A 16406-nucleotide genomic window follows, 5' to 3' on the forward strand; every position below is an offset into this window, starting at 1 on the left:
CGCGGAATCACGCGCAGGCTTGTGTTCACGTGGTCTGAATCGCGACGATGCTTGAATCAGGCGGCCCAGCAGTCCGATCCGCCTGCCGACCGGCAGCGGTGTCCCGCGCCACTCTGGAGCCCCATGGCTAGACGCGAACGCCGGCCGGCGACGGCCGACCCAGTATCACCGCGCGCCACACTCCGTGCGCGTGACGCGTTCGCGATCACCATCGGCATCGTGGTCGGCGCCGGCATCTTCCGCACGCCTTCGCTGATCGCCGGCGCATCGGGCACCGAGTTCGTGTTGCTCGCGGCGTGGATCGTCGGCGGCCTCCTGTCGATCGTCGGTGCACTGTGCTACGCCGAACTCGCGACGACGTATCCGCAGGCCGGCGGCGACTACAGCTATCTGCGCCGCGCCTACGGTCTGCGCCCGGCGTTCCTGTTCGCATGGGCGCGCGTGTCGGTGATCCAGACCGGCTCGATCGCGCTGCTCTGCTTCATCGTGGGCGACTACATGGCCCAGCTGTTCGACCTGGGGCCATGGTCGTCGGCGCTGTACGCCGCCGCAGCGGTGATTGGCCTGACGGGCATCAATTGGATCGGGACGCGCCAGGGCGCGACCGTGCAGACCTGGCTGACGATCGCCGAGATCGCCGGCGTGCTGGTGATCGTCGTCGCCGGACTGGCATTCGCGCCGACCGACATCGCGCCGGTGCCCGGCAGCGGCGGCGACAGTGCGATCGGCCTGATCCTCGTGTTCGTGCTGCTGACCTACGGCGGCTGGAACGAAGCGGTCTACGTGACGTCCGAAGTGCGCGACGCGAAGATCTGGATGCCGCGCGTGCTGGTGCTGAGCCTGATCGCGGTCGCAGCGCTGTACGTGCTGGTGAACCTGGCCTACCTGAAGGTGCTGGGACTCGGCGGGATGGCCGAACACAACGCGGTCGCGGCCGAAGTCATGGGGCGCGTGTTCGGGCCGACCGGCGCGGTGCTGATGAGCGTGATCGTCGTCGCTGCGGCCTTGACGTCGGCGAACGCGACGATGATCACCGGCGCGCGCAGCGTGTACGCCGTCGGTCGCGACTTCCCGGCGCTCGGCTTCATCGGGCGATGGGATGCCCGCAGCGGTGCACCGCGCGCGGCGATCGTCACCCAGGGCGTGCTCGCACTGGCGCTGGTCGCACTCGGTGCGTTCGCCCGCGGCGGCTTCGAGGTCGCGGTGGAATACACGGCGCCGGTGTTCTGGCTGTTCTTCCTGCTGGTCGGCATCGCGCTGTTCGTGCTGCGCCGACGCGACCCCGATCTGCCGCGTCCGTTCCGCGTCCCCTTGTATCCGGTGCTGCCGCTGCTGTTCTGCGCGACCAGTGCCTACCTGCTGTATTCCAGCCTGGCCTACACCGGTCGCGGTGCGCTCGTGGGCGTCGCCGTGCTCGCCGTCGGCGCCGTGCTGCTGTTGCTGTTCGAACCGAACCCGCTTTCCGAGGAGACACCGCCATGAAGTCGCACAAGACCCTGCTCGCACTCGCCCTCTGCGCGCCGTTCCTGCTGGCCTGCACCGACCGGGCGGCGGACGCCGACGCGCCGGTCGACGGCAGCGCCGACCGTCCGTCGACGATGGACGACGGCGCGGCGATGAACACCACGCACACCGTCACTGCCGCGATCGGCCCCGATTCGCCGTATGCAGAGGGCGCGGCGGCGCCGGCACGCGAACCCGATGTGATCTATGTGCCGACACCCGAGCCCGTCGTCGACGCGATGCTCAACCTCGCCGGCGTCAAGGCGGGCGACGTGCTCTACGACCTGGGCTCGGGCGATGGCCGCATTCCGATCGCGGCGGCGCAGCGCTTCGGCGTGCGCGGCGTCGGCATCGACATCAACCCGGTGCGCGTGCGCGAGGCGAATGCGAACGCCGAGGCCGCAGGCGTCACCGATCTGGTGACGTTCAAGGAAGCCGACCTGTTCGAGGAGGACATCAGCGAGGCCAGCGTGGTCACGCTCTACCTGCTGCAGAGCCTCAACGTGAAGCTGCGTCCGAAGCTGCTGGCCGAACTCAAGCCGGGCACGCGCATCGTCAGCCATGCCTTCGACATGGCCGACCAGTGGGAGCCGGAGCAGACGCAGGAGATCGACGGCACCCGCATCTATCTGTGGACCGTGCCGGCGCGCTGAGCGGGTCCGCGTTGCGGGCCACCGCCGGCGGCGCATCGCAGCATCCCCATCGCATTGCGCAGGAGACCGTTCCGCCATGATCCGCATCGTTCCACTCGCCCTGGCGCTCGCCGTGCTTCCGACGGGCGTCGCGTCCGCGACATCGTATGGCGGCGAGCTGCAGGGCTTCGACTATCCGCATCCACGCCAAGCGCACGCGTTCGAGTCGCAGGGGCAGGCCCTGTCGATGGCCTACATGGATGTGCGGCCCGCAGGCGCGGGCAACGGCCGCACGGCGGTCCTGCTGCACGGCAAGAACTTCTGCGGGCCGACCTGGGAGACGACGATCGCCGTCCTGGTCGAGGCCGGCTGGCGGGTGATCGCACCGGACCAGATCGGCTTCTGCGGGTCCACCAAGCTGCGCGGCTACCAGTTCTCGTTCGCCCAGCTCGCCGCCAACACGCAAGGCCTGCTCGAGGCACTGGGAGTCGAGCGCGCCGTGCTGATCGGGCATTCGATGGGCGGCATGCTGGCCACGCGCTACGCGTTGCAGTACCCCGATGCGGTCGAGCAGCTGGTGCTGGTCAATCCGATCGGGCTCGAGGACTGGCAGGCGGCGGGCGTGCCCTATGCGAGCATCGATGCGATGGTGGAGGGCGAGCGCAAGACCACGTTCGACAGCATCAAGGCCTACCAGCTGAAGTTCTATTACGACGGCCGGTGGGCGCCGCGCTACGACCGCTGGGTCGACATGCTCGCCGGCATGTACACCGGACCCGATCGCGACATCGTCGCCTGGAACCAGGCGCAGACCTCGGAGATGGTCTTCACCCAGCCGGTCGTCCACGAGTTCCCGGAGCTGCGCGTGCCGACGCTGCTGATGATCGGCGGCAAGGACCGCACGGCACCCGGCGCGAACCGTGCACCGGCGGCGGTGGCCGCGCGACTGGGCGACTACCCGACGCTGGGACGCCGGGCCGCGGATGCGATTCCCGATGCGCGCCTGGTCGAGTTTCCCGCGCTCGGCCATTCGCCGCAGGTCGAATCGCCCGGCGAGTTCCACGTCGCGCTGCTGCGCGGACTCGCGCCGCGTTGAAGGTCCGCGGGCGAGGCCGGGTGCAGCGATGGCGCTCGCATCTGCAAGGCCGACATTCATTCCGCATTCGTCCCGTGCAGGGCGCAGCCCCTAGACTGTGAACCTCGTCGCGCGCCGCGCGTGCCGCCCATAGGACCCGTTTTCCGATGTCGATCCGGCGCCTGCCACTCCCGCTGCTGTTGACCGCGTGCATCGCCCTGTCGGCCTGCCAGCGGGCGGCGGAAGACACGACCCCACCGGTGGAAACCGTCGAGGTGGCGAGTCCGGAAGAAGGCGGTGCGGTCAGCAGTGCGCCGGTCGACGTCGAGGCGGTGCCGGCGCTGCCGGTGGCCGGGCCCGATACCGGCGCCGTGGACTGGTCGATGGTGATGACCCTGCCCGACGCCACCGCGTCGGTCAGTTGCGAACTCGATTACGCCAACGCCGGCGACGGCGACGCCTTGACCGCGTTCGACCAGGACGCGCTGCGGGCGGCGATGGCGCCCTGCGCCGAACGCGGCGTGTTCCGCCTGCGCTTCAAGGGCCGGGTGACCGAGGATTTCACCCGCCTGATGCGGCGTCTGGCGGTCGTGGCCGACGACCTGTCCATCAACAAGCGCGTGCTCGACATCGATTCCAGCGGTGGGATGGTGGAAGAGGCCATCCGCGCCGGCGACGTCATCGCCGAGACGCGTTGGACGATCTGGGTGCGCGAGGGCGCGGTCTGCCACAGTTCCTGCGTGTTCCTGCTCGCCGGCGGCGACACCCGTCTGATCGGTGGTCGCGTCGGCATCCACCGCATCATCCGCATGAGCTCCAGCGCCTCCACACGCGCCGAACTCAACCGCGAACTGCGCGCAGTCTATGGCCGCGTCCGCGATTACCTCGAGCGCAATGGCGCGGCGGTGGCGGTGGCCGATCTGATGATGGCCGTGCCCAACCGCAGCCTGCGCATCCTCACGCCGGACGAGCTCAAGCTCTACGGACTCGACGGGGTGAATCCGGCCCAGGACGATCTGGACCGCCTGCGTCTGATGCGCAAGTGCGGGCAGGACTTCGTCGCCCGGCGCGATGCCTACGCGCGCGCCTTCGACACCACCTGCAGCGCGCCCGACCGCGATGTCGAGCAGATGGCGGCCTGCGGCCTGGAGCTGCGCGGCAAGTTCGGGTTTCCGGACGCGCAGTGCCCGACCGAAAGCCCGCTGTCGGAATTCGATCTCGTCGGTGCGCTGACCGCCGCCGCGGGCAATGCCAGCCGACTGCGCATCCTCGGCGTACCGGACCGCGAACCGCGCCCGGCCGCGCGACAGGCCGCACCGGTGCGCGCGACGCCGGTCGCCGCACCGGCGGCGGTGTCCGCCGAGTCGCGCGCGGCAAGCGCGCCTGCGGACGAAGGCGATGCGGCGCCGGCAGACGAGGAAGCGGAAGCGCCTGTTCCGTAATCGGCGCGCCAGGGCTTGGCGCTGATCCCGGCGTGGCTGCGGCGCCAGGCTTCAGGGCGGCGTCTGCCGCAACGACGTCCTTGACGCCTGCGCGCCAGGATCCAACCGGCCGCCACAGATTCAGCACCTCTCCCGAAGGCAGAGAGCCTGCTGCGGGCCTGATCCGGGGTCGACGCGCGACGCGCGTCGGGTGAGGGCGGGTCTTTCGATCGCTTCCTGGAAAGCGTTGTCCATCTTTCGCGGGGCCTAACCCTGACGCGTGCGCGTTGCCTGCCGGCACGCGCGATTCGCGACAGCTCAGCCCTCGGCCAGAAACCCGCCCGATTGCCGCTTCCACAGCTGCGCGTAGACGCCGTCGCCGGCGACCAGTGCCTCGTGCGTGCCCTGTTCGACGATGCGGCCACGGTCCATGACGATCAGGCGGTCCATCGCCGCGATCGTCGACAGCCGGTGCGCGATCGCGATGACGGTCTTGCCCTGCATCAGGCGGTAGAGGTTTTCCTGGATCGCGGCCTCGGCTTCGGAATCGAGCGCGGACGTGGCTTCGTCGAGGACGAGGATCGGCGCGTTCTTCAGCAGCACCCGGGCGATGGCGATACGCTGGCGCTGGCCGCCGGAGAGCTTGACCCCGCGTTCGCCCACGTGTGCGTCGTAACCCGTGCGGCCCTGGGCATCGCTCAGGGTCTGGATGAAATCGTGCGCCTCGGCCCGCCTGGCCGCTTCGATCATCTCGTCCTCGCCCGCATCCGGGCGGCCGTAGAGGATGTTCTCGCGCACCGAGCGGTGCAGCAGCGAGGTGTCCTGGGTGACCATGCCGATCTGCGCGCGCAGCGAATCCTGTTCGATCGTCGCGATGTCGATGCCGTCGATGCGGATCGTGCCGGCCTCGCGGTCGTAGAAGCGCAGCAGCAGGTTCACCAGTGTCGACTTGCCGGCGCCCGAACGGCCGACGAGGCCGATCTTCTCGCCCGGCCGCACGTGCAGGTCCAGGCCTTCGATGACGCTGCGGTCGTTCTGGCCGTAGTGGAAATCCACGTGCTCGAAGCGGATGTCGCCGGCGACCGGCGCCAGCGGCGTCGCGTCGTCCGCATCCTCCACGGTCGGCGCCAGGGAGATCGAATTGATGCCGTCGCGCACGGTGCCGATGTTCTCGAACAGCGCCGAGAGTTCCCACATGATCCACTGCGACATGCCGAGCATGCGCAGGGCCAGCGCCAGTCCCACGGCGATCGAGCCGGTGCTGATCGCGCCGCCATGCCAGAGCCACAGGCCCAGTCCGGCGACGGACGCGACCAGCAGCATGTTCAGCACGTAGTTGCAGACGTTGACCACCGTGACCAGGCGCATCTGCCGGTGCACGGTCCCGAGGAAGCCGTCCATCGCCTCGCGCGCATACGCCTGCTCGCGCTGGGAGTGCGAGAACAGCTTGACGGTCGCGATATTGGTGTAGCTGTCGACGATGCGTCCGGTCATCACCGAACGCGCATCGGCCTGCTTCTCGGAGATGCGGCTCAGCTGCGGCACGAAGCGCCACATCAGCGCGCCGTAGAGCAGCAGCCAGCCGATGAACGGCAGCATCATCCGCCAATCGGCCGCGGCGGCGACGATGATCGCGCCGGTGAAATAGACGATCACGTAATTGCCGACATCCAGCAGCTTGATCACCGTCTCGCGCACGGCCAGCGAGGTCTGCATCAGCTTGGTGGCGATGCGGCCGGCGAACTCTTCCTGGAAATAGCCCATCGACTGCCGCAGCAGATAGCGGTGCACGTTCCAGCGGATCCGCATCGGGAAATTGCCGAGCAGGGTCTGGTGGATGACCATCGCATTGCCCCAGGTCAGCAGCGGCAAGGCGACGAGCACCAGCACGGCCATCGCCACCAGTCGCAGGCCTTCGCTGTCCATGAAGGTCGCGGGCGTCTGCGCACCGAGCCGGTCGACCAGCGAGCCGACATAGGCGTAGAGGACGACCTCGGCCACCGCGATCAGCGCGGTGAACGCCGCCATCAGCAACAGCCAGCGGCCGCTGCCGCGCACGTAGTGCATGCAGAACGCGAACAGCGTGGTCGGTGGCTGCGTCGGGATCGACGGCGGAAACGGGTCGATGCGGTTTTCGAACCAGCGGAGCATGGGGAATCCGGTTGCGGCGCGTCGGGCGCGCGGGGGTGGGCCGTCCATTGTCGGCGATGGGCGTCGCCGATGGCGCGACGCGGTGCGAACGCTGCGTGCGGTCAGGGCACGTCCAGCACGATGCGGCCCAGGTGATGCCGCCCGATCGCGGTCGCGGCGCCGGCGGCGTCGGCCAGCGGGAACCGCGCCCCGATGTGCAGATGGAAGGGGCCGCGCTCAGCCGCCCGGCAGGCCGCGTGCATCTGGCGCGCACCGGCGCCCGCGCCGAACGCGGAGGCGGTGATGTCGCCGCGCACCGGCGGCGCGGCGATGCCCCGCGGCCATGCGAGGCGGCCGCCGGGGCGCAGCGCATCGACGATCGCTGCCGCGTCCGGTGTGTGCGCGGTCAGCAGCGCGGCATCGAGGCCGTCGGGTGCGAAGATCCGCAGGGCCGGTGCCAGGGCGTGACGTCTGCCGTCGATGGCCAGGTCCGCGCCCAGCCGTTCGGCCAGCGCCACGCCGTCTGCGCCCGACGCCACCGCCAGCACGCGCGCACCGCGCTGGCGCGCGAACTGCAGCGCCATGTGGCCGATGCCGCCACTCGCGCCGAACACCAGCACGCGGTCGTCCGGCCCCAGTGCCATGGCAACGGCGACCGCGTGCATCGCCAGGCCGCCGTCGACCGGCAGGGCGGCGGCCTGCGGCAGCGTCAGCCGCGCGGGCACCGGCCACAGATGATCGGCATCGACCACGACGAACTGCGCATGGAACCCCTGTTTGGGACTGCGCAGGGGCAGCAGGCCACAGACCCGGTCGCCCTCGCGCAGCCGGTGCACGCCTGCGCCCACGTCCACCACCGTGCCGGCACCCTCGGCCCCCGGCACGTACGGAAACGCCGGTGCGCCGCTGGCGAACGGGGCCAGCGCACCTTCGCGCTCGAGAACGTCCCAGGGACCGAAACCCGCCGACAGCACGCGCACCAGTGCCTGTCCCGGGCCGGGGCGGGGAATCGGACGTGCGATCACCGAGAGCACCCCGGGGCCGCCGAAACGTGCGAACGCGAGCGCGAGCATCGTGTCGTCATCCCCGTCGATGGCGACGCCATGGTCGGAATCGGATTCGGTGCGCGGGCGGGTGTCGTCGTCGAAGGTCATGGCGGTGTGGACAGCCGAACGGAGGACGCGCAGGCTAAGACCTCAACCAATGTTGAGGTCAAGCGATGTCGACGCGTGCACGGCGGGCGGATGAGGTGGTATCGGTCGGCGAACTGGCCGCGCGCAGCGGCGTGGCGGTCTCGGCGCTGCATTTCTACGAACGCCAGGGCCTGATCCACGGCGGCCGCAATGCCGGCAACCAGCGGCGCTACGGGCGCGAGGTGTTGCGCCGCGTGGCGATCATCAAGGTCGCGCAACGCGCCGGCATTCCGCTGGCGTCGATCCGCGAGGCCTTGGACACGCTGCCCGACGGCCGCACGCCCACCAAGGCGGACTGGACGCGCTTGTCGCGCCGCTGGCGCAGCGAGCTCGACACGCGCATCGACCAGCTCACGCGTCTGCGCGACCAGCTCGACGGTTGCATCGGCTGCGGATGCCTGTCGCTGAAGGCGTGTCCGCTGCGCAATCCGGACGATGTCGCGGGCGCGCGCGGCCCGGGCGCGCGTTACCTGGAAGGCTGAGGCGGCTCGGTCGGAGACGGCGTCGACCCGGCTGCGTTTTTCGTTTTCGTCGGACTGGCGACTGCCGCGATCCGCGCAGCGAGGCTGTCGCCCATCGAGCGGCTGAAGCGCGCCAGATCGGTGACCACGATGCCGCGGTACCAGGGGATGCCGGCGACCGTTTCGAGGGCCTGGCCATCGCCGACCGTCGCCGCGAACGCCTTCGTCCACGCATCTTCGACATCGAGCGCCACCGCGTAGGGCAGCAGGCGCAGGTAGCGCGCGGCATCGAGCGGCGGCGTCGCGGGCGCATCGCCATGACGGCGCCCAGTCTTCGCGGCGATGGCCATGTGGCGACGCAGGCCTTCCGCGTCCGCCAGCAGACGCCGGCCTTCCGCGGTGGGGGCGCGCACCAGCAGCGCGAACGCGAGCAGCACCGGCGCCATCAGCACGACGACCGCGACGGTCGCCGCCAGCGATGGCGCATGCCAGGCGAGCCACAGGGCCGGCACCGCGGCCGCGATCGCGATCGCCAGCGCGCCGAGGATGCTGCCGCCGTGCGCGCGGAACAACGCCGGCACGAACCGTTTGCGCAGGGCGAGCGCATGCACCTTGCAGGCCTGCGCGATCCGCGCCTGTTCTCGGCTGCGCAGGTCCACCGTGGCATCGGGTCCGGGCAGCAAGGCGGTCAGCAGCGCACGCTGCTCCATGGTCGGCAGGGTGTGGGCGCCTTCGCGGGTGCGTTCGATCCGCCAGCCGGTGCGCGCACCCTGCGGTATGCGACGGAGGCGCAGGTGATCGTCGACCGCGGCCGCCAGCAGGTCCGCCGCGCAGCAGCGTGCGTCGTAGCGCATGCGGCGCAGGTAGCGCAGGCCCGCGGGCGAGAAACCGGCGGGCGGCTCGTGGCATTCGGGCACGGTGCCGGCCGCCTGCGGATGCCGGACGCGGCGCCAGCGCAGCAGGCAATAGAGCGCCAGCAGCAACAGGCCCGCCAGTGCGACCAGCAGGCCGGCCTGGTCCTGCAGCCACCACATTGCGCGCTGGCGCGGCGTCGGCGGATCGATCACGCCCTTCGGGAGGGCCAGCCGCACATGCAGGCCCGCATGCGGCGGCAGCGGACGCGTCAGCGTCCAGCGGGCGGTGCCCGCCGCCGACAGCGCGACGTGGACATCACGACCGGTCGTACCGGTGACGCCTTGGGCTTCCAGCCTGTCCACCGCGACGGCGCGGGGCAGGGTCACGGTCACCGTGCCCTGTTCGACCGGCACCGCGTGATCGCGGCCGATCGCATCCAGCGACAGCACATCCTGCGTCTCGCCGAACAGCGGTTGCCGGGTCGTGCGGTATTGCAGCGTGTACACCGGTTGCGAGGGCACCTGCAGATGGCGCGCATCCCCGGTGTGCAGGCGCATGACGCGGCCCGTCCGTTCGATCCGCCAGGGTTCGACGCGGCCGTCGCGCAGCACGTCGAGCATCTGCAGCGTGCTGACGACGGTCGCGCCCTGCGGATCGCGCGCCCGCTGCGGGAAATCGCGGACGATGCCGTGACGGAAGGTCCGGCCTTCGGCGCGCAGTTCGATGCGCTCGGTGACATCCAGGCGGCCATCGGCGCGCACGTGCACATCGACGTCGTGCCGGAGGATGCGTTCCTGCGCCCATGCCGGCAGCGCGAGGCACACGAGCAGCAGGAGCGCCCACCGTTTCAGCGCGCCAGCTCCACGGTCGCCGCGGTCCGGCTGCCGGCGTCCGCCTGGAAGAACACGGCCGGGGCGATGCCCGTCGCCCGGGCGACGAACGTGTCCGGCACACGCTGCACCGCATCGTTGAGGTCCCGCACCGCGCCGTTATAGAAACGGCGCGCGTACTGCAGCTGCGCTTCCACCTCGACGAGGTCCGCCTGCAACCGTGCGAAGTTGCGGTCGGCCGTGAGCGCCGGATAGGCCTCCTGCAGTGCGACGAGACCGTGCAGACGCTCGCCGAGGGTCTGCTCGAGATCCGACAGCGCCGCGGTATCGGAAGTCCCGATGGCACGCGTACGCAGCGCGGTCACCGCGTCGAGCGTGGCGCGTTCGTGGGCTGCATACGCCTGCACGGCGCTGACGAGGGGCGGCACCAGATCGTGGCGGCGCATCAGCTGCACGTCGATGTCGGCCCACGCTGTCCGCACCTGGTTGCGCAGACGGACCAGGCGGTTGAACACGACGACCGACCAGGTCGCCAGCGCCGCCAGCAGCAGCGCCCCGAAGAGGAGAGCCGTCATCGACGACCGTCCGCGATGTCCGGAACTCGATCCATGGACCATACGGAAGCAGGGAAGTGCCCGAGCATACCCGCTCGCTGCGCGGCGGCGACCCCGGGGACGCACGTGCTTGCCGGCCGCGATGCAATGCGTACACTCGGTCCACTTCAAGCAGTTCTGTGAGGAACGTCACGATGATGAACACCCTTCGCCTGTCGCTGTCGGCCGCGCTGCTGGTCACGCTTGCCTCCGCCGCGCACGCGCAGCAGCCGGCCGCCCAGCCCGCGGCGCAGCCGGCCGCCGCCGCCCAGCAGACGCTCACGCCCGAGCAGCAGGCACAGGTCGCGCGCCAGGACGCCGAGATGGGCGCTGCTGCACTGCAGGTCATGCAGATGATCGACGGCAACCGCGCCGGCGAAGTGTGGGACGGCGCTTCGGCGACGATGAAGAGCGCGGTGACCCGTGACGAGTTCGTGCGTCAGCTCAACATCGACCGCAACCGTCTCGGCGCGCCCACCAAGCGCGACCAGCCCGTCGTGAGCCGCTCGCAGTTCCGCGCCGGCGACACCGTTCCCGAAGGCATCTACATCAACGTCGCTTCGCCGACCACGTTCGCCAGCCAGCCGCAGGCGGTGCGGGAACTGGTGTCGTTCCGTCTCGACGAGGACCGCACCTGGCGCGTGTCGGGCTACAGCGTCCGCTGAGCCGACGATCGATTGCGTGTGACCGGACGGCGCCTGCGGGCGCCGTTCGCGTTTCCGCGTTTCAGGCCGCGGCGACGATGCGGATCACCTGCCCGTCGAGCTCGACGGTCTGGCCCGCGCGGATCTTGCAGGTCTTGCGCAGTTCCACCGCGCCATCGACGAACACCGCGCCGCTGGCGACGATCGCCTTGCCTGCGCCGCCGCTGTCGCACAGCCCCGCGAGCTTGAGCAACTGGTTGAGTTCGACGTGGTCGCCTTCCAGCGGAAAATCGATTGGCGCGGGCATCGGCGGGTCTCGTGGTGCGGGCCGGCATTATCGGCCATCGCGGCCCCGGCGCATCCGGTGTCGAGCAGCGTGCGCAGGCCACCCCGCCGCCCGCGCCGGTGGCTTCAGCCGCGGTGCGCTACCGTAGCCGCCGTTCTTCCAGGAGAGCCCTGCAATGGCAGCAAGCCGACCCCGTGTCGCAAGCGTGTCCCGGTCGTGATCCGACCACCGCTTCCCGCCGACGAGCACCAGCGTCAGGCCACGCTGGATGCCTACCGCATTCTCGACACGCCGCGCGAAGCCGCCTACGACGATCTCGTCATGATCGCCGCGGCGATCTGCGATGTGCCGATGGCGGTCATCACCCTGATCGACCACGACCGGCAGTGGTTCAAGTCGGCGCACGGGGTGGAGGGCAGCGAAACCCCGCGTGACATCGCGTTCTGCGCGCACGCGATCCTCGACCCGTCGGAAACGATGATCGTCACCGATGCCCGCACCGACCCGCGCTTCAGCGGCAATCCCATGGTGACCGGTGGCCCGCACGTCCGGTTCTATGCCGGCGCGCCGATGCGGGCGACGGATGGCCAGCCGATGGGCACGTTCTGCGTCATCGACGACCGGCCGCGCGAGCTCGAACCCGCGCAGCGCAGTGCGCTCGAAGCGCTGTCGCGACAGGCGTCGCGCCTGATGGAACTGCACCGCGTCAGCCAGGAGCTGCGTCTGCAGCTCGACGAGCGCGCCTGGTACGAGGAGCAGTTGCTGCATTACCAGCAGGAACTGGAGCACGAGAACGCGGATCTGGCGGAACAGTCGTCGACCGATCCGCTGACGGGCCTGGCGAACCGGCGCGCGTTCTCGCGAACGCTGGACCAGGCGATCAGCCAGGCACAGGCACTGGGCACGCCTCTTTCGGTGGCGATCGTCGACATCGACCATTTCAAGTCGATCAACGATCTGCACGGCCATGCGGAAGGCGACCGGGTGCTGCAGTCGCTGGGCGCGATGCTGCTGTCGACCGAGGCGGCGCGCGGCCGCGTGGCCCGCTTCGGGGGCGAGGAGTTCGTGCGCCTGCTGCCGGATCGCGCGCTGGCGGACGCGGCGCGGGAATCGGAATACCTGCGCGAGGCGGTGGCAGCGATGCCGACCGGCCTGCCGGTCACGATCAGCATCGGGGTCGCCGCGCTGCACGCGGGAGAGGACGCCTCGTCGCTGCTCGCGCGCGCCGACCAGGCGCTCTACCAGGCCAAACGCGAAGGCCGCGACCGGGTCTGCGCGCTGCCGTGACGCCGCGTGCGCGTCAGTCCGCGATCTGCTTGGCCTCGCCGGCGGCGAGATTCTCCGGATGCACGATGCGGCGCGGACGCGAGAGCAGCGGATACACCAGCACGGCGGCCAGGATGATCGCGACGCCGGCATAGAACCGCGGCGTGAGTTCGTGTTGCTCGCCCAGCAGCAGGATCGCGAGCGCAATGGCGTACACCGGTTCCAGGTTCACCGCGAGCTGCGCCGCGAATGCGCTCATGTGCCGCAGCGCGACCAGCGAGAGCGCGAACGGCAGCAGCGTGCAGGCGAACGCGAGCACCAGCAGATACGCGCCGTCGTGCAGGCCGGGCAGGGTCAGCAGGCTGCCGGCGAAGACCGGAAACAGCAGCGGCATCAGCGGGGCGAGCAGGGTCAGGGTGAGCGTGCCGGCGCCGAGTTCGAGCGCAGTGACCGTCAGCGGATCGGCGCGCTCGACCAGGCGCTTGTTCAAGGAGCCGAAGCAGGCGACGAACAGCGCCGACACGGCGCCGACCGCGACGCCCACGCGCATGCCGTCGGGAATGCCGCCCACGACCAGCGCCACGCCGGGCAGCACCGCGATGCCCAGCGCGAGTTCGCGCCAGGAAAACCGGCTGCGCGCCACCAGCGGTTCGATCAATGCGATGAAGACCGTCGCCAGCGCCATGCAGGTCGCCGCGACCGATGCGTTGGCGAGCTTCACCGCGCCGTAGAAGGTGAGCCAGTGCAGTGCGACGAGCGCGCCGACGCCGGCGTAGGCCAGCAACAGGCGCGGCGGCAGGGCGCGCATGCCGCGCCACACCCGCGGCACCAGCATCAGGGTGCCGGCGACCAGCAACATCCGCCACCACACCAGCGGCAGCGCAGGCAGCGTGATCAGCTTGCCGATGATGGCGGTGAAGCCCCACAGCAGGACGCAGAAGTGGATCTGCCAATGGGCTTTCGTCGTGGGCTGCATCGCGGAGGGCGCCGGCAAGGGCACGCATTATCCATCGCCGGCCCCCTGCTGCGGGCAGGCGCCGGTCAGGGCGGCGCAGGGGTGTTGTCCGCGTGACCGGATGCCGCATCCGCCTCGGCCTGCCGCTGCTGCGCCCGGCCCAGCCAGATGCCCAGGGCCGCCCAGACCAGGGCGAGCGGCACCACCACGCTGACCAGCCCACCCAGGGCCAGACCCAGCCGCCCGAGCACGCCTTCGGTCTGCGCGCCGACCACGTCGCCCACGCGGTAGACGAAGGTGTCGATGAAGGCCTTGGCCTTGTACTTGTCTTCGCGGCCCACGACGGTGAACAGCGTCTCGCGCGCGGGGCGGGTCAGCCCGCGCTGGATCGCCTTGTTCGTCGCCTCCAGCAGGATCAGCACCGCGAACGAGCCGTAGAGGGCCAGTCCGATGAAGCCGAGCGCCATCGCGATCGGCAACAGCGCCAGTGCGAACGCCAGCCCGAGCCGGCGCACGATATGGCCGGTCAGCGTGAGCTGCAGCGCCAGCACCGCGATCTGGGTCCACATGTCGATATTGCCGAGCAGGCCGGTCCGCGCATCGAGATCGGTCTCCGCCGCGGCCACCATCTGCAGCCGGGTGAAATACAGGAAGGTCGCAACGATGGTCATGATCACCACGTAGCCGGCGATGCCCATCAGATAGCGCGACGCGAACACCGCGCGGATGCCGGCCAGCGCGCTGCCGCCGATGCGGATGGCGTCCGGGTCCGCTGCCTGACCGTTGCGCGGCCCGGTGCCGCGCAACCGCACCAGCATCCATGCCAGCGCGATCGCCAGGCCGAGAAACGCCGCAGCGACCAGCAGCAGTGCCGGCGTGCCGAGGGGCTCGGCCAGTCGCGCGGCCAGCCACGGGCCGAAGATCGCGCCGAGCGTGCCGCCGACCGCGATCAGCGCGAACAGGCGCTTGGCCTGGTGGCTGTCGAAGCAGTCGGCGAGCAGTGCCCAGAACACCATCGTCACGAACAGGTTGAAGACGCTGAACCAGACGTAGAACACCTGCCCGCTGCGCGCGCCGATCGCGCCGGGCGCGAACACCAGCAGCGCCCAGAACCCGATCAGGCTCAGCGCGAAGAACGCATAGGTCGCCGAGATGAAATGCAGCCGCCGCAGCCGCGCGACCAGCCAGCCGAACACCGGATTGACCAGCAAGGTGACCACTGCGGTGCCGATGAACAGCCAGCGCACGCTGTCGAGGCCGCGCGCCATGCCCAATGCATCACGCGCCGGCCGCAGCATCATCAGCGCGGTCAGGATGCAGAAGAAGAACAGGCCGGCCACGAGCACCGGCGCAGTCTCGCCACGGCGCAGGTTGAACAGGTCGGCGATCTTTCCCCGGGTCATGGCGGCCCGGTCCTCAGGCGAACCGTGCGACGAGTTCGGCCTGTTGCGCCTCGCTCAGCAACGGGCCCGTGCCGGCGCGCAGCTGGTCGGCCTGGCGGTCGGGACGTCCGGTGGCCGGGATCACCGCGGTCACCGCCGGATGGCTGATCGCGAACTTCAGGAACAGCTGCGACCAGGAGGTCACGCCGACATCGGCGGCCCAGCCCGGCAGCGCGGCGTCACCCACGCGGGCGAACAGTTTGCCGTCGTCGAACGCGCGGTTGACCAGCACCGCGATCCCGAGCTCCTGCGCGACCGGCAGCACGGTCCGCGCGGCCTGCGGGGCATTGACCGAATAGTTGACCTGCACGAAATCCGGGCGCAGCGCGCGCATCGCCGCCACCAGCGGTGCATGTCCGCTTTCGAGATAGTGGGTGAGGCCGATGTACTTCGTCGCGCGCGCTTCCTTCAGTTGCTGCGCATACGGCCAGGCGATGTCGAGCGCGCGCAGGTTGTGGACCTGCAGCAGTTCGACGTGATCGGTCTGCAGGCGGCGCCGGCTCTCGGCCCACTGAGCTTCCATCGCGGCGCGGTCGTCGGCGGCGATCTTGGTCGCCAGGAAACAGCGGTCGCGCCAGCCGCCCGCGGCGAGCAGCGCGCCGAGGACCTCGTCGGCATTGGTGTAGTTGGGCGATGTATCGAAGAGCGTCGCGCCGCCGTCGAAGAAGACCCGGACGGTCTCCTGCAGACGGGTGAAGTCGGGCGAGTCCAACGCGACCTCGTAGCTGCCGGACGTCCCCGCACCGATTGCAGGCACGGTGTCGCCGGTCGAGGGAATGGTGCGCGTCATCAGCGCGCCGGCGCGTGCCGGGGCGGGGGACGGCGCGGGCGCTGCCGGGGGCGCGGTTTCGCCACTGCATGCAGCCAGCGGAGCGAGTGCGAATCCTGCGGTGGCGAGTGAGGTGACGCGGAGAAAACGGCGACGGGACGGCATGGCGGTGGCTCCTGCATCGGGTCGGCTACCGATCATAGGGCGGTTCCCCGCACCGGGTGTCCGGCGCCTTCGCGCCGTCCCGCGGCTTCGGGTGGGGTGACGCCTGGTGCGGGTTTGACATTTTCGGTCCGGAACGGGCAATCCGGCGCTCACGACGCAGCGGTGACGGCGACTGGCTGTACGCTG

General features: G+C 70.3%; 15 protein-coding genes. 7 read left to right on the plus strand and 8 right to left on the minus strand.

The genetic code is table 11. The features are described from left to right. Positions 1-123 precede the first annotated feature (123 nt). The 4 genes from CURTO8I2_RS01850 (at position 124) to CURTO8I2_RS01865 (ending at position 4652) form a co-directional block, all read left to right on the plus strand. Positions 124-1482 carry an amino acid permease gene (locus tag CURTO8I2_RS01850; RefSeq protein WP_159678197.1) on the plus strand — a complete coding sequence of 453 codons (1359 nt, stop codon included), beginning with the start codon at positions 124-126 and terminating at the stop codon, positions 1480-1482. Then, positions 1479-2156, plus strand: a complete 678-nt coding sequence (locus CURTO8I2_RS01855; RefSeq protein WP_201295457.1) for a class I SAM-dependent methyltransferase — start codon at positions 1479-1481, stop codon at positions 2154-2156. The genes CURTO8I2_RS01850 and CURTO8I2_RS01855 overlap by 4 nt, the downstream gene beginning before the upstream one ends. 76 nt (positions 2157-2232) lie before the next feature. Beyond that, on the plus strand, positions 2233-3231 hold the full coding sequence (locus CURTO8I2_RS01860) for an alpha/beta hydrolase (RefSeq protein ID WP_159678199.1): 999 nt from the start codon (positions 2233-2235) through the stop codon (positions 3229-3231). Positions 3232-3377: 146 nt separating this feature from the next. Continuing rightward, on the plus strand, positions 3378-4652 hold the full coding sequence (locus CURTO8I2_RS01865; RefSeq protein ID WP_201295458.1) for a hypothetical protein: 1275 nt from the start codon (positions 3378-3380) through the stop codon (positions 4650-4652). Positions 4653-4949: 297 nt separating this feature from the next. Here CURTO8I2_RS01865 and CURTO8I2_RS01870 read toward each other — a convergent pair whose 3' ends face one another. Further along, positions 4950-6782, minus strand: a complete 1833-nt coding sequence (locus tag CURTO8I2_RS01870; protein ID WP_159678201.1) for an ABC transporter ATP-binding protein — start codon at positions 6780-6782, stop codon at positions 4950-4952. Positions 6783-6883: 101 nt separating this feature from the next. Beyond that, complete coding sequence (locus CURTO8I2_RS01875; RefSeq protein WP_159678203.1) at positions 6884-7915, minus strand: NADP-dependent oxidoreductase; 1032 nt, start codon at positions 7913-7915, stop codon at positions 6884-6886. Positions 7916-7980: 65 nt separating this feature from the next. Here CURTO8I2_RS01875 and soxR point away from each other — a divergent pair, with 65 nt between their 5' ends. Then, a complete protein-coding gene (soxR, locus tag CURTO8I2_RS01880) occupies positions 7981-8436 on the plus strand; it encodes a redox-sensitive transcriptional activator SoxR (protein ID WP_159678205.1) in 456 nt (151 codons plus the stop codon). Here the strand turns inward: soxR and CURTO8I2_RS01885 are convergent. Both CURTO8I2_RS01885 and CURTO8I2_RS01890 read right to left on the minus strand, forming a co-directional pair. Beyond that, a complete protein-coding gene (locus CURTO8I2_RS01885; RefSeq protein WP_159678207.1) occupies positions 8421-10094 on the minus strand; it encodes a DUF2207 domain-containing protein in 1674 nt (557 codons plus the stop codon). The genes soxR and CURTO8I2_RS01885 overlap by 16 nt on opposite strands. A 23-nt stretch (positions 10095-10117) precedes the next feature. Beyond that, the gene (locus tag CURTO8I2_RS01890; protein WP_159678209.1) at positions 10118-10675 is read right to left on the minus strand and encodes a LemA family protein; all 558 of its coding nucleotides are present in this window, start codon (positions 10673-10675) and stop codon (positions 10118-10120) included. Positions 10676-10848: 173 nt separating this feature from the next. On the opposite strand from CURTO8I2_RS01890, the gene CURTO8I2_RS01895 reads away from it, so the two are divergent. Continuing rightward, positions 10849-11358 carry a DUF4019 domain-containing protein gene (locus CURTO8I2_RS01895; RefSeq protein WP_343161345.1) on the plus strand — a complete coding sequence of 170 codons (510 nt, stop codon included), beginning with the start codon at positions 10849-10851 and terminating at the stop codon, positions 11356-11358. Between the two features lie 61 nt (positions 11359-11419). On the opposite strand, the gene CURTO8I2_RS01900 is transcribed toward CURTO8I2_RS01895, so the two are convergent. Continuing rightward, entirely contained in the window at positions 11420-11644 is a 225-nt protein-coding gene (locus CURTO8I2_RS01900) for an RNA-binding S4 domain-containing protein (protein ID WP_159678211.1), read from the minus strand. Positions 11645-11839: 195 nt separating this feature from the next. Between CURTO8I2_RS01900 and CURTO8I2_RS01905 the strand changes: the two genes are divergently transcribed. Then, positions 11840-12910, plus strand: coding sequence for a sensor domain-containing diguanylate cyclase (locus CURTO8I2_RS01905; RefSeq protein ID WP_159678213.1), 1071 nt, complete (start codon positions 11840-11842; stop codon positions 12908-12910). Between the two features lie 13 nt (positions 12911-12923). Here CURTO8I2_RS01905 and CURTO8I2_RS01910 read toward each other — a convergent pair whose 3' ends face one another. The 3 genes from CURTO8I2_RS01910 to CURTO8I2_RS01920 all read right to left on the minus strand — a co-directional run bounded on the left by CURTO8I2_RS01910 (position 12924) and on the right by CURTO8I2_RS01920 (position 16076). Continuing rightward, the gene (locus CURTO8I2_RS01910) at positions 12924-13865 is read right to left on the minus strand and encodes a DMT family transporter (protein WP_159678215.1); all 942 of its coding nucleotides are present in this window, start codon (positions 13863-13865) and stop codon (positions 12924-12926) included. 65 nt (positions 13866-13930) lie between these two features. Continuing rightward, the gene (locus CURTO8I2_RS01915) at positions 13931-15247 is read right to left on the minus strand and encodes an MFS transporter (RefSeq protein ID WP_159678217.1); all 1317 of its coding nucleotides are present in this window, start codon (positions 15245-15247) and stop codon (positions 13931-13933) included. Between the two features lie 13 nt (positions 15248-15260). Further along, positions 15261-16076, minus strand: a complete 816-nt coding sequence (locus tag CURTO8I2_RS01920) for an aldo/keto reductase (RefSeq protein ID WP_236550973.1) — start codon at positions 16074-16076, stop codon at positions 15261-15263. Positions 16077-16406 lie beyond the last annotated feature (330 nt).

Origin of the sequence: Luteimonas sp. 9C (assembly GCF_902506295.1) — a bacterium.
Lineage (GTDB): Bacteria > Pseudomonadota > Gammaproteobacteria > Xanthomonadales > Xanthomonadaceae > Luteimonas.

Coding starts and splice junctions, on each gene's coding strand:
- CURTO8I2_RS01865 (WP_201295458.1), top strand. CDS start 3,378: ATGTCGATCCGGCGCCTGCCACTCCCGCTGCTGTTGACCGCGTGCATC.
- CURTO8I2_RS01870 (WP_159678201.1), bottom strand. CDS start 6,782: ATGCTCCGCTGGTTCGAAAACCGCATCGACCCGTTTCCGCCGTCGATC.
- CURTO8I2_RS01855 (WP_201295457.1), top strand. CDS start 1,479: ATGAAGTCGCACAAGACCCTGCTCGCACTCGCCCTCTGCGCGCCGTTC.
- CURTO8I2_RS01915 (WP_159678217.1), bottom strand. CDS start 15,247: ATGACCCGGGGAAAGATCGCCGACCTGTTCAACCTGCGCCGTGGCGAG.
- CURTO8I2_RS01900 (WP_159678211.1), bottom strand. CDS start 11,644: ATGCCCGCGCCAATCGATTTTCCGCTGGAAGGCGACCACGTCGAACTC.
- CURTO8I2_RS01860 (WP_159678199.1), top strand. CDS start 2,233: ATGATCCGCATCGTTCCACTCGCCCTGGCGCTCGCCGTGCTTCCGACG.
- CURTO8I2_RS01920 (WP_236550973.1), bottom strand. CDS start 16,076: ATGACGCGCACCATTCCCTCGACCGGCGACACCGTGCCTGCAATCGGT.
- soxR (WP_159678205.1), top strand. CDS start 7,981: ATGTCGACGCGTGCACGGCGGGCGGATGAGGTGGTATCGGTCGGCGAA.
- CURTO8I2_RS01850 (WP_159678197.1), top strand. CDS start 124: ATGGCTAGACGCGAACGCCGGCCGGCGACGGCCGACCCAGTATCACCG.
- CURTO8I2_RS01875 (WP_159678203.1), bottom strand. CDS start 7,915: ATGACCTTCGACGACGACACCCGCCCGCGCACCGAATCCGATTCCGAC.
- CURTO8I2_RS01890 (WP_159678209.1), bottom strand. CDS start 10,675: ATGACGGCTCTCCTCTTCGGGGCGCTGCTGCTGGCGGCGCTGGCGACC.
- CURTO8I2_RS01910 (WP_159678215.1), bottom strand. CDS start 13,865: ATGCAGCCCACGACGAAAGCCCATTGGCAGATCCACTTCTGCGTCCTG.
- CURTO8I2_RS01895 (WP_343161345.1), top strand. CDS start 10,849: ATGATGAACACCCTTCGCCTGTCGCTGTCGGCCGCGCTGCTGGTCACG.